This window comes from Aminobacter sp. DSM 101952, assembly GCF_001424795.1.
Lineage (GTDB): Bacteria > Pseudomonadota > Alphaproteobacteria > Rhizobiales > Rhizobiaceae > Aminobacter > Aminobacter aganoensis.
In genome coordinates this window covers 626,078-638,127 of record NZ_LMCL01000001.1, presented here as the reverse complement: position 1 = coordinate 638,127, position 12,050 = coordinate 626,078, and the positions used below count along the sequence as shown (strand labels likewise).

Annotated in this window: 12 protein-coding genes; 5 read left to right on the top strand and 7 right to left on the bottom strand. The window is 66.0% G+C overall.

The window, feature by feature from the left end:
- The first annotated feature begins 127 nt into the window (after positions 1 to 127).
- The 3 genes from ASC75_RS03050 to ASC75_RS03040 all read left to right on the top strand — a co-directional run bounded on the left by ASC75_RS03050 (position 128) and on the right by ASC75_RS03040 (position 5,202).
- A complete protein-coding gene (locus ASC75_RS03050) occupies positions 128 to 736 on the top strand; it encodes a TetR family transcriptional regulator (protein ID WP_055970415.1) in 609 nt (202 codons plus the stop codon).
- 53 nt (positions 737 to 789) lie between these two features.
- Positions 790 to 1,935, top strand: coding sequence for an efflux RND transporter periplasmic adaptor subunit (locus tag ASC75_RS03045; RefSeq protein WP_055970413.1), 1,146 nt, complete (start codon positions 790 to 792; stop codon positions 1,933 to 1,935).
- 123 nt (positions 1,936 to 2,058) lie between these two features.
- The gene (locus tag ASC75_RS03040) at positions 2,059 to 5,202 is read left to right on the top strand and encodes an efflux RND transporter permease subunit (protein WP_055970412.1); all 3,144 of its coding nucleotides are present in this window, start codon (positions 2,059 to 2,061) and stop codon (positions 5,200 to 5,202) included.
- Positions 5,203 to 5,265: 63 nt separating this feature from the next.
- On the opposite strand, the gene ASC75_RS03035 is transcribed toward ASC75_RS03040, so the two are convergent.
- Together ASC75_RS03035 and ASC75_RS03030 are read right to left on the bottom strand one after the other, a co-directional pair.
- Complete coding sequence (locus ASC75_RS03035) at positions 5,266 to 6,618, bottom strand: serine hydrolase (protein WP_055970410.1); 1,353 nt, start codon at positions 6,616 to 6,618, stop codon at positions 5,266 to 5,268.
- Positions 6,619 to 6,726: 108 nt separating this feature from the next.
- Entirely contained in the window at positions 6,727 to 7,932 is a 1,206-nt protein-coding gene (locus ASC75_RS03030) for a diaminopropionate ammonia-lyase (RefSeq protein ID WP_055970409.1), read from the bottom strand.
- A 98-nt stretch (positions 7,933 to 8,030) separates the two neighbouring features.
- On the opposite strand from ASC75_RS03030, the gene ASC75_RS03025 reads away from it, so the two are divergent.
- Positions 8,031 to 8,516, top strand: coding sequence for an Lrp/AsnC family transcriptional regulator (locus ASC75_RS03025; protein ID WP_244487736.1), 486 nt, complete (start codon positions 8,031 to 8,033; stop codon positions 8,514 to 8,516).
- 45 nt (positions 8,517 to 8,561) lie between these two features.
- On the opposite strand, the gene ASC75_RS03020 is transcribed toward ASC75_RS03025, so the two are convergent.
- Positions 8,562 to 8,993: a VOC family protein gene (locus ASC75_RS03020; protein WP_055970406.1), complete on the bottom strand. Its 432-nt coding sequence runs from the start codon at positions 8,991 to 8,993 to the stop codon at positions 8,562 to 8,564.
- Positions 8,994 to 9,237: 244 nt separating this feature from the next.
- On the opposite strand from ASC75_RS03020, the gene ASC75_RS25810 reads away from it, so the two are divergent.
- Positions 9,238 to 9,963: a hypothetical protein gene (locus tag ASC75_RS25810; protein ID WP_156381077.1), complete on the top strand. Its 726-nt coding sequence runs from the start codon at positions 9,238 to 9,240 to the stop codon at positions 9,961 to 9,963.
- Here the strand turns inward: ASC75_RS25810 and dapA are convergent.
- The 4 genes from dapA to ASC75_RS25075 all read right to left on the bottom strand — a co-directional run bounded on the left by dapA (position 9,932) and on the right by ASC75_RS25075 (position 12,017).
- The gene (dapA, locus tag ASC75_RS03005) at positions 9,932 to 10,915 is read right to left on the bottom strand and encodes a 4-hydroxy-tetrahydrodipicolinate synthase (protein WP_082496367.1); all 984 of its coding nucleotides are present in this window, start codon (positions 10,913 to 10,915) and stop codon (positions 9,932 to 9,934) included. The genes ASC75_RS25810 and dapA overlap by 32 nt on opposite strands.
- Complete coding sequence (locus ASC75_RS03000) at positions 10,905 to 11,324, bottom strand: hypothetical protein (RefSeq protein WP_055970401.1); 420 nt, start codon at positions 11,322 to 11,324, stop codon at positions 10,905 to 10,907. The genes dapA and ASC75_RS03000 overlap by 11 nt, the downstream gene beginning before the upstream one ends.
- Before the next feature lie 118 nt (positions 11,325 to 11,442).
- Positions 11,443 to 11,796 carry a type II toxin-antitoxin system PemK/MazF family toxin gene (locus ASC75_RS02995; protein ID WP_055970399.1) on the bottom strand — a complete coding sequence of 118 codons (354 nt, stop codon included), beginning with the start codon at positions 11,794 to 11,796 and terminating at the stop codon, positions 11,443 to 11,445.
- Positions 11,793 to 12,017, bottom strand: coding sequence for an antitoxin MazE family protein (locus ASC75_RS25075; RefSeq protein ID WP_082496366.1), 225 nt, complete (start codon positions 12,015 to 12,017; stop codon positions 11,793 to 11,795). Before ASC75_RS25075 ends, ASC75_RS02995 begins: the two co-directional genes overlap by 4 nt.
- Positions 12,018 to 12,050: the final 33 nt, after the last annotated feature.

Genomic DNA, 12,050 nt, shown 5'->3' with positions numbered 1-12,050 from the left:
AGCGGTTGCCGGCAATCGCGTGACTTTCGTCGAGGGTGCGGCGCACAATTCCGATTGACGAGCGACGATTTACGGATTACGAATGACGAAAGTTGAAAATCGTCAGTCGTAAAACGAGCGACCCGAAATGAACGATGTAGCCGAAAGCCCGGTGGATCTGGCGCGACAGGAAACTGTCGGGCGCATCCTTGATTCAGCCGAGCGGCTGTTCCGGCACTACGGCTATGCCAAGACGAACGTGGCCGACATCGCCCGCGACCTCGGCATGTCGCCGGCCAACATCTACCGCTTCTTTGCCTCGAAGGTGGAAATCCACCAGGCGATCTGCGGACGCATGCTGGCGGCGGTCTACCAGATGGCGTGCCAGATCCTGCATTCCGAGGGCAGCGCCACGGAGCGCCTGCGCCGCTTCATCCACGCGCAGCACCATCTGACCGTCGAGACCATGCTCGACCAGGAAAAAGTCCACGAGATGGTCATCGTCGCGCTCGAGCGCGACTGGCACGTCATCGAAAAGCATATCGACCGGCTGCATGACCTGATGGCGGAAGTCATCGCCGAAGGCATCGCCACCGGCGAGTTCGCCCAGCAGGATCCCCGGATTGCCGCGCGCTGTTTCGGCGCTGCCACGTCGACGCTCTGCCACCCGCAGATGGTGTCGCAGTGTGTCAACAAGCCGAACCGCGCGACCTTCGAGGAACTCACGGAATACGCCCTCAAGGCGCTGAAGCAATAGGGCGGCTTCCGGGCCGCTGTCCAAAATCCGCTAGACAACCAGGAGTGCGAACGATGCATTCGTTCAAAACCTTCGCTGCGAAGGTGCGTCCCTTTGCGCGCGTTTTTTCCGTCGTCCTGATCGGTGGCGCCATCGCTGCCTGCTCCGAGGCCAAGACTGAGACCGTCGAGGCCATTCGCCCTGTCAAGGTGGTGGAGATCGCGAGCACGGGTGCCACGCGCGAGCTCGAATATTCCGGCGCGGTGAAGGCGCGCACCGAGATGAATCTCGGCTTCCGCGTCGCTGGCAAGATCACCGAGCGGGTGGTCAATATCGGCGACAAGGTGAAGCCGGGCGACCTGCTCGCCCGCATCGATCCGACCGACTACCAGCTTGGCGTGAGCACCGCCGAGGCGAACCTCCAGGCGGCCGAAAAGCAGGTCGAGACCGCACGCCTGGCCGATGAGCGGGCCGACCAGCTGTTTGCCAAGAAGTTCGCTTCGGAAGCCCAGCGCGAGCAGGCAGCCCTTGCCTACAAGCAGGCATCGTCGCAGCGCGACGCAGCGCTTTCGTCGCTGCGCCAGGCCAGGAACCAGGTCGGCTATGCCGAGCTTCGTGCCGACCAGAGCGGCATCGTCACCTCCGTCAGCGCCGACACCGGCCAGGTGGTCGGTGCCGGCACGCCTGTCGTCGCCGTCGCGGTCGATGGCGACAAGGAGGTGCAGATCGCTGTGCCCGAACTGGAGATCGCCCAGTTCGAACCCGGCAAGCCGGTCAAGGTCAGCTTTTGGTCAGACGACGGCCTGGTGCTCGATGGCAAGGTGCGCGAGGTCGCCGGCAGTGCCGATCCGCAATCGCGGACCTTCTCGGTGCGGGTCAGCCTGCCCGACGATGCCCGTGTGCTGCTCGGCATGACGGCCACGATCGAGGCGTCGGTCGACAGCGGCAGGCAGTTCGTCTCGATCCCGCTCGGCGCTCTGGCCAAGCAGGACGGCAAGGAGATCGTCTGGGTGGTCAACAACGACCGGGAGACGGTGCATGCACGCGGCATCACCGTGGCAAGCTTTGCCGCCGACGGCGTGCAGGTGGCCGACGGACTGAAGCCGGGCGACATCGTCGTTGCGGCCGGCACGCAGTTCATGACCGAGAACCTGAAGGTCAAGCTGCCTACGGCGGAACAGCGCGCGGAGTCGAACGACGCCACCGCAGCCATTCGCTGAAGACAAGACATTTTGCCGAGGCGCCGTGCGGCCGATGGGGCCGCGGGACGCTGCAGAACCCTGAACCTGCGCATGTCCCGGTGCCGTTGACAGGCCGGCTTGCGCCAGCGTGGAACCACGGCCATGGAAAAGTCCAGCCAGGACAAGAAGCCCTTCAACCTGTCGCGCTGGGCGATCGGGCATCCGAGCATCGCGCGGTTCCTGTTCGGCCTGATCATCATCACCGGCGCGCTCGGGCTGATGCGCATGGGCCAGAGCGAGGATCCGGAATTCACCTTCCGCGTCATGGTGGTGCAGGCGATCTGGCCCGGCGCCTCGATCGAGGAGATGCAGGACCAGGTCGTCAACAAGATCGAGCGCAAGCTGCAGGAGACGCCGCATCTCGACTGGGTCAAGTCCTACACCCGCGCCGGCAGCGCCATCATCACCGTCCAGGTGAAGGGCGACACCGACACCGCCGAGGTCAAGGACGCTTTCTACCAGGTGCGCAAGAAGGTCGGCGACATCTCCTCCGAGCTGCCGCAGGGCCTGCTCGGGCCGTTCTTCAACGACGAGTTCGGCGACACCTTCATCACGCTGCATTCGATCGCCGGCGAGGGCTACAGCTATCCCGAGTTGAAGGCGTTCGCCATCAAGGCGCGCGACATGCTGCTGACGACGCCGGGCGTCGAGAAGGCCGTCATCATCGGCGACCAGCCGCAGCGCATCTACATCGACGTCTCATCCAAGGCGCTGGCGGAACGCGGTCTGACGCTGAACGACGTGCGCAACACCATCGCCGGCCAGAACAACATCGATCCGGCGGGTGCCATCGACACCGGCACGCATTCGGTGCGCATCTCGGTTGAGGGCGATCTTTCCAAGACGGCCGACATCCGCGAACTGCGCCTGCGCGCCGGCAACCAGATCACCCGGCTCGGCGACATCGCCACCGTGACCAGCGGCCTCGAGGATCCCTACCAGCGCAAGTTCCGCTACAACGGCCAGGACAGCGTCCAGGTTGGCGTGGTGATGGCCAAGGGCTTCAAGGTGACCGACGTCGGCCACGCCGTGGAGGAGACCTACAAGCGCTTCGAGGAATCGCTGCCCTACGGCGTCTCCGTCGACCAGATCTCCAACCAGCCGGAGGTCGTCACCGAGGCCATCGGCGAGTTTATGAAGGCGCTGGTCGAGGCGCTGCTGATCGTGCTGGTGGTGTCGTTCCTGTCGATCGGCTGGCGCTCCGGCCTGGTGATCGCGATCACCATCCCGCTGGTGCTCGCAGCCACCTTCGCCATCATGTACGAGCTTGGCATCGACCTGCAGCGCATCTCGCTCGGGGCGCTGATCATCGCGCTCGGGCTGCTCGTCGACGACGCCATGATCGTCGTCGAGATGATGGAACGAAAGCTCGAGGAAGGGCTGGTCAAGGTCGAGGCGGCAAGCTTCGCCTACACCTCGACGGCGTTTCCGATGCTGACCGGCACGCTGATCACCACCGCCGGCTTCATCCCCGTGGGCTTTGCCGAGTCGACGGCGGGCGAATATGTGCGCTCGCTGTTTTATGTCGTCGGCATCGCGCTGGTGATCTCGTGGCTCGTCGCGGTCTATTTCACGCCGTGGCTCGGCAACATGATCCTCAAGCAGCGCAAGCATGCCGGCAGCCATCACGACGCCTTCGACACCAGCTTCTACCGGCGCCTGCGCGCGACGGTCAGCTGGGCCGTGCGCCATCGCCTCATAGTGCTCGCCCTGACGCTGATGACGTTCTTCGGCAGCCTGTTCGCCTTCCAGTTCATCCCGCAGAACTTCTTCCCGCAGTCGTCGCGGCCGGAAATCCTGGTCGACCTGTGGCTGCCGGAAGGCACCAGCATCAAGGAAGTGGAGAAGCAGGCCGAGGCGCTGGAAGCGCGCATGATGGACGATCCGGACAAGAAGTTCATCGCCACCTATATCGGCGAGGGCGCGCCGCGCTTCTTCCTGCCGCTCGACCAACAGCTGCGCAATCCGAACTTCGCCCAGTTGCTGATCATGGCCAATGACGAGCCGGCGCGCGAAAGGCTGATCGTCAAGCTGCGCAGCATCCTGGCCGAGGACTTCCCCTCGATCCGCGGCAAGGTCGACCGCCTGTTCCTCGGGCCGCCGACGGGCTGGCCGGTGCAGTTGCGCGTCGTCGGCCCCGACCGGACCGAAGTGCGCCGCATCGCCGACGAGGTGAAGGCCAAGTTCGCGGCGACGCCTCAGCTCGACGCCATCCATGACGACTGGCTGGAGCCGGTCCCGGCCATGAAGCTGGTGATCGACCAGGACCGGGCGCGTGCATTGGGCGTTTCCTCGCAGCGCATCCGCCAGATGCTGCAGGCGACGATGCAGGGCGCGCCGCTGGACGATTTCCGCGACGGCGAGGAGACGGTGTCGATCGTCGCCCGCGAGCCGGCGGCCAATCGCCAGCTGCTGTCGGCGGTCAACTCGGTCTACATCCCGACCGACTTCGGCGGCTTCGTGCCGGTGTCGCAGGTGGCCAAGGTGCTGCCCGTCATGGAGCAGGGCATCGAATGGCGGCGCGACCGCCTGCCGACGATCACGGTCAGGGCAACGCTGCCGGACGGCGTGCAGCCGAACGACGTCACGATGAAGCTGTTCAACGAGCTCAAGCCGCTGCGCGACAGCCTGGCGCCCGGCTACAAGGTCGAGATCCAGGGCGGCGCAGAGGATGCGGCCGAAAGCCAGGCCTCGATCGCCGCCAAGGCGCCGGTCATGCTGCTGGTCATCGTGCTTCTGCTGATGGTGCAGCTGCAGCACTTCGGCAAGGCGATGCTGGTGCTGGCGACCGGTCCGCTCGGCATCATCGGGGCGGCGGCGGCGCTGCTGATATCGGGCGCGCCCTTCGGCTTCGTCGCCATCCTCGGCGTGATCGCGCTGCTCGGCATCATCATCCGCAACTCGATCATCCTGGTCGACCAGATCGACCAGGACATCGCTGCCGGCATGGAGCGCTACGAGGCGATTATCGGGGCGGCGGTGCGGCGCTTCCGGCCGATCATGCTGACGGCGATGACGGCGGTGCTGGCGCTGATCCCGATCTCGCGCGGCGTGTTCTGGGGTCCGCTCGCCTACGCCATGATGGGCGGCATCCTGGTGGCGACCGTCCTGACCATCCTGGTGCTGCCGGCGGGGTATGCGCTGTTCTTCGGCCGCGAGCCGAAGAAGAAGCAGGCGGAGCCAGAAGGCGAGGATCAGGGCAACGTCGCCGAGATCGCCCACCGGCCGGCCCTGGCGGCGGAATAGGGCCAGTTACGCCAAGGCACAGAAAAGCCGCCCCTCGGGGCGGCTTTTTTGCATCACGGGCGGTCAGGCACGCGGTGCCGGCATGTCGCGGCCGTTCTGGTGCAGCGTCAGGCCTTTGGCCCGGCCGTCGGCGCCCGCCTCGAAGGTGATCTGGGCATCGACGATCTTGTAGAAGAAATGCACCTCGCTTTCCGGATAGACCTCGGCCTTGCCCTGGCCGGTCGCCTGGACGAACAGGCCGTCGTCTTCCCGCGTAACGGTCAGCACGAAGTCGGGGGCCAATGGGTACTCGCCGACATAACCGTCATAGATCGCCGGATCGACGGTCACGGCAACGCGCACCTTGGGCGGCTGGGCGAGCGGGTTGCCCGGATCGAGCAGGTGGGCGCCGATATCGTCGACGCCGACCTCGGTCGAGGTGTTGGACAGGGCAACGATACCCATGCCCTTGGCCGGCAGGAAGCCGAGGAAGGACCGAAAGCCGCCGGTGCCGCCATTGTGCCAGACCATCTGGTCGTCGCCGCTGCCGGAAATGACCCAGCCGAGCCCGGTCTCGTCGTTGCCGTGGCCGGTCGGACGGCGCGTCGCCAGGGTGGTGGCGAGCGCAGCGGACAGCGGCGAGGCGCGCGCACCGAGCAGCATCTCGAGAAAATTCAGCAGGTCGTTGGCTGTCGACAGAAGTGCGCCGGCACCGGCCAGCGTCGGCAGGTCCCAGCAGGAGACGGGGGCGAGCGTGTCGTCATGACCGTTGGCCAGCCGGTTCTTCATGTCGCCATGGACGGCATCCGCCGTCGACGACATGCCGAGCGGCGCAAGGATGCGCTCCCGCAGCAGGGACCCGTAGTCGGTGCCGGCGCGCAGCGCCAGCGCATGCCCCAGTAGGCCCATCGCAAGGTTCGAATATTCGAACTGGCTGCCGATGTCGCGGGGCAGGTCATAGCCGGACAGGAACGCGTAGAGCTGCTCGACGGTGTAGTCGGCATAGGGATTTTCGGGGTCGGCGGGATCGAAGTTGTCGGGCAGGCGGGGCAGTCCCGACATATGCGTCGCCAGGTCGACAAGGGTGATCTGCCGGCCGCCGCATTCCGGCACGGTGACGCCTGCCGGCAGGTAGCCGGCGACCGGATCGTCGAGCCCGACCTCGCCGCGCCCGGCCATGTCGGCCAGCAGCAGCGTGGTGAACACCTTGGTGATCGAGCCGATCTCGAAGACGGTGTCGCCGTCGACCGGCCGGGCATGGAAGGCGCCGAATTGGCCATGGGCAATGACGCGGCGCCCCGCCGCGCCGAAGGTGCCGACGACGATGCCGAGGCTCTGGCGCTGCTGGTCGATGCGCTCGGCGAGGATGCGCCTGATCTCGGCATCGGATGGAAACTGCGCGCCGGACGAAGCTTCCACGGGAACAGAGACGGTCATTGGTGGCCCTCATGCCAGGTGCGGATGTCGGCTGATACGGTCCGGACATTACACCAGCATGGCGGGAATTGGTTCACCTTCTCCCGCCAAGAGGGAAGGTGAGGTCCGTCACTTGCCCTCGATGGCGACGCTGGCGAGGTCGGCAGGCGGCAGGCCGACGAGTTCACGGTAGCGGTCGGGGTCGGTTGCGCCTTCGGTGACCACCAGCAGCACGCGCGATGTGGCATCGAGGCCGATCATGGCGCGCATTTCCGGGTCGCGCGCGGCGGTGAACAGGCCGGCCAGGCCGGCGCCGCCGCTTTCGCCCGCGACCACCACCGGGTCGTGGCCGAGCGGACGGGCCAGGCGGTTCATGACCTCGACAGCGGTTTCGTCCTCGACGGTCATGAAGGCGTCGGCGACACGCGACAGGATGCGCCAGGCAAGCGGCGAGGGCTCGTAGCATTCGAGCATCGCCATGACCGTCGGCTCGCCATGGGCGAGCTTGACCGGCCGGCCGGTGCGCGCGGTCTCGAAGATGCAGGCGGCGCGGGCCGGATCGACGACGACGAAGTTCGGGCGCTTTTCGCCGAAGCGGATCGAAAGGTAGGCGGCGGCCGCAGCAGCGATACCGCCGACGCCGGACTGGACGAAGACATGGGTCGGCGGCTGTGGCAGCTTCTCCAGCGCCTCGCGCATGATCGCCGTGTAGCCCTGCATGACCAGGCCGGGGATGCGCTCGTAGCCGGGCCACGACGTGTCGGATACGACTGTCCAGCCTCTTTCGGCGCAGACCCTCGCGGCCTCGGCGACCGAATCGTCATAGGTGCCGGCGACACGCACCATCTCGGCGCCGTAGCGGGCGATGGCGGCGACGCGCGCGTCGCTGACGCCGCCATGGATGAAGATCACCGAACGGGCACCGACCAGCTGCGCCCCTTGCGCGACCGAGCGGCCATGGTTGCCGTCTGTGGCGCAGCCGAAAGTCATGGAGGCTGAGATTTTCGCCACCTCCGGGTTGTGCAGGTCGTCCATGCCCACCGTGCGGCCGAGCTGCCTTTGCGCCTCCTCCAGCACCAGGCGGATGACAGCATAGGCACCGCCGAGCGCCTTGAAGCTGCCGAGGCCGAGGCGATAGCCTTCGTCCTTGAGATGGATGGCGCCAAGGCCGAGCTGATCCGCAAGAGCCGGCAGCGACCGCAGCGGCGTCGGCTTGTGGTTCGGTCGGTGCGACAGGAAGCGCTCGACGGCCTCGGCAGCTTCGATGCCGAGGGTTTCAGCGTCGGTCGGCTCGAGCGGCGTGCCGTAGTCGGGATGCTGGTTGCGGATAAGCATGGTCGGTGACTCCTCGTTCGGCGCATTTATATTGCAGCGTCGGCGAGAAAAGCGCTCTATTCCGGCTCAGTTGGCGCAAGTTTGTATCGCGAGGGGGCATGAACAGGCAGGCAATGCCAAGCGGCGGTCTCGACGACTTCGATTTGAAGATCCTGGCCATTCTCCAACGCGACAATGCCACGCCGCAGCGCGAGATCGGCAAGGCGGTCAACCTGTCGGCGCCGGCGGTGCAGCGGCGCATCAGGCGCATGGAGGAAAGCGGGGTCATTGCCGCCAATGTCGCTGTGGTCGACCCCGACAAGGTCGGGCGGCCGATCACCGTCATCGTCGAGATTGCGGTGGAGAGCGAGCGCGTCGACCTGCTCGATGCGGCAAAGGCGAGCTTCGCCACCGCTCCCGAGGTCCAGCAGTGCTATTACGTCACCGGCGAGGCCGATTTCGTGCTGGTGGTCACGGTGGTAAGCATGGCCGAATACGAGGCGCTGACGCGGCGGCTGTTCTTCGCCAATCCCAACATCAGGCGGTTCCGCACGCTGGTGGCGATGGACAGGGTCAAGGCCGGGCTGACCGTGCCGCTGGCGTGAGAGCCCGCCCGCCGGGGCGGACGGGCCTCGCAGCTTTCGGGGCTGCTATTTCTTGACCGGCGCGTTCATCGCCCAGGCAACGCCGAAGGGATCGCGCAACTGGCCCCAGCGGTCGCCCCAGAACATCACGTCGAGCGGCACCACGACCTCGCAGCCGGCGTCGACAGCGCGTTTCCACCAGGCGTCGATGTCGTCGCCGAGGATGAGCTGCATGGTATAGCCCTGCGCCTTCTCGTGGGGGTGGCCGTGCTCGGGGTAGGCGTCGCAGAGCATCATCGACGAGCCGTTGACGTAGAGGTGGACGTGCATCGTCCGGCCCTGCTCGTCCGGCGGGATGGCGAAGGCCGTCTCGGCGCCGAAGGCGCGCTCGTAAAACTTGGCCGCCTTGTTGGCGCCGTCGACCTGGAGGTAGGCGATCAGGCCGCCGAGTACCGGCGGGGCGGACTGCTGGGCGTTCTGTGCAGTGCTGTCGGGCATGTCTGTCTCCGTTCGTTGATGGCCGCTGCAGCCGGCGAAAGCGCGCGGCGCGGCTGTTCAGGCATCGAACCGGGTGCGTGTCGCCCACGGCGGTTCGATCCCCTGCACTGAAGACGAACGAAGCTGGTCGGAGCCGACATCTCGGCCCGACATTTTTTGCGCTTCATCGGAACGTTGCGCCGGCGCGTCGAGCGCCGGAGCGCCGAGGCAGAGTTGCGCACAAGGTCAGTTCGAGGAATTCGAGTTGGAATTGCTCGACGAACTGGTGCTCGTCGAGGTGCTGGTCGACGAGCTGGTGCCGGAGTTGCTCTGGGAATCGCTGTCGGTGGTGCAACTGCCGTTGGAGCAGCTCCTGGAGCGCGAACTCGATTTGCTGGTCGATTTGGAGACCGTCACCGACCTGCTGCCGATCAGGATCGGCGTGCCGATAGCGGCAGCCGGCGTCATGGCTGGGCCTGGCACGGCAAGCGGGCCGGCCGCGGCGGGGGAGAAAATGAGGGCCGTGCCTGCGAAAATCGCGGTCGCGGCGAAGCGCTGGAACCTTGCCATTGCAGATGCTCCTTTGCGTGGCACCAAAACGCCATTTGAACATGGCGCGGCTGGCCGCGTGAATTCGTCAATTGGAGCTAGACGAGTCCGAACGGCCACGGCGCCACGTCTAGTGGCGGTCGCCGCGAGCGGTCGCGCCGTGGCCCGAAAGCGGGTTGAGATCGAGCGTGACGTCGATGGGCGCGCAGAAGACAGCGCCGGGCAGATGGTCGCTTTCGGCCAGCGCGAAACGGACCGCCGCTTCCTTGTCGGCAAAGATGCCGCCGACCAGTCCCTGCTCGTCGCTGACCACCCAATGGCCCTGGGGATCGCGGCCGACCATGAAGCGATGCGGCGTGGGGACGGGATGGATGTCGCGAGCCAATGTGCCCATGATGTCTTGCCTTTCTTCAGATGCGGGTGCGGTGACTGCCGCCTGTGACAGCCGCCGGGCCCATCGTGCCGGCTGCCCGGGCGGCGCCGGAGATGCCTTCCGTCCAGCGGTCGTCGAACGCCTGCAAGGCGTCGCCGATCGCCGAGGCCGTCTCGGGTTCGACCTCGACCAGCGGCAGGCGGACGTCGGGCCGCGTGCGGCCAAGGAGATGGAGCGCATGTTTGACCGGCACAGGATTGGTTTCGAGTTCGAGCGCGGCGATGAGCGGGCGCAGGCGGTTGTGGAGAGAACGCGCCGCATGAGGGTCGCCGCGCCGGCAGGCCGCGTGCATCTCCGCGCAAAGGCGGGGCGCGATGTTGGCGACCACCGAGACGGTGCCGTTGCCGCCCATGGTGTTGTAGCCGAAAGCGGTGGCATCGTGCCCCGACAGCCAGATGAACCGGTCGCCATGGTTACGGGCAAGCGTCATGATGCGCGGCAGATCGCCGGTGGCGTCCTTGAAACCGACGATGCCGGGGATCGCCGCCAGGCGTTTGATGGTGGCGGGCGCGAGGTCGACGCCGGTGCGCGAGGGGACGTTGTAGACGAGGATCGGCAGTTCGACCTTGGCGGCAACAGTCTCGAAATGCCTGACCATGCCGGACTGGCTCGGCTTGTTGTAGTAGGGCGTGACGACGAGGGCGGCGTCGGCGCCGAAGTCGCGGGCGGCAGCGGTGAAGGCAATGGTCGATTCCGTGCTGTTGGTACCGGTGCCGACGATCACCGGCACGCGTCCGGCGGCGACCTGGACCGTCTTGCGAATGACCAGGATGCGCTCGTGCCAGGACAAGGTCGGGGCCTCGCCCGTCGTTCCGCAGACGACAAGGCCGTCGATGCCTTCGGCGATCTGCCAATCGACGAGGGCTGCGAGGCTCTTGAGGTCGACTTCGCCGTCCCGGAACGGTGTGACGAGGGCGGTGAGAGCGCCCGAGATGCGTGCGCGGATCGGGTCAATGGTCATGGCGATGGACCTCGTTGGCGTGGCGCGTGGGGTTGATCCTGCGGCGGCCGGGCGCGCGGCGAGACGGGAAGGTCAGAAGCAGCGAGGCAAGCATCGCCGCCGCGAGATCGGCATGTTCGGCCTTGCGGGAGCGTCGGCCGGACACGACGCGGGCCGAGCAGATCCAGCGCTCTCCGTGTGCGGAGGCCTGGAGCAGGCGCGGTGGGATGGCCGTCGCTGCGAGATGCAGCACGGCATCGACCAGTGCATCGGCCTCCATCAGGACCCGGAATTTCCGGTATCGGGGTTGCGACCTGTCGCCGGAACGGTCGAGGCCGACAATCTCGGCCGCGTCCCAGACATGGTGCTCGCGGAGAACCCTGATCTCGGCAAGACGGCCGACCAGCGCGTTGGATGTTTCCGGCTTCATGATGACAAACAGATAGTCCGCCGCCGCGTCGGAATTCGAGAGCAGGATCAGGCCGATGTTATAGGAATGTCATAGGGGCGGGGCGTCAGCAGAACGGCGATCTGTTGGCCGTGAGTTCTCAAGGCTCTTGTGTCGGCCGCGGGGAAGCCACCAGCCCGAGGAATACGAGGGCGGCCCGATTGAGACGCAAGATATCCTCGTCGTTCAACCGCCCGACATGCGCCCCTAACTTGGATTTTGGCACGGTCGTGATCTTGTCGACCATCAGTCGCGAGGCAATGCGGAGACCGTTCTGCTCGCTCGGTACGATGAGCAAGCGGAACAAGGGGGCGTCAGTCGGATCCGTTGTAAACGCACAAACGGTAATGGATTCGGTTGCATCGAAATTGTCGTCTTGAACGATGACAACTGGACGTGGCTTGCTTGCGTAGTCTTTGCCGCCTGAGACAATCCAGATGTCACCGCGCCTCATTCCTCATCCCATTCAGAGATGGAATCGATGAAGGCCTGGTCGTCGAAGGCATCGACGCCAGCTGCTACCGCCAGCGACTGGCGATGCGCCTCAGGCCGGAAAGAGGGCGCACGCGTGTCCGGTACCCATATCTGGATGGGACGCAAACCTTGCCGACGCAGGCGTTCACGGTGCTCTCGCACCTTCTCGCGGGATGGCTTTGGGGACGATGCGGGCGGCATGCCAAACCTCTCTGGTTACATGTAACCTACCGC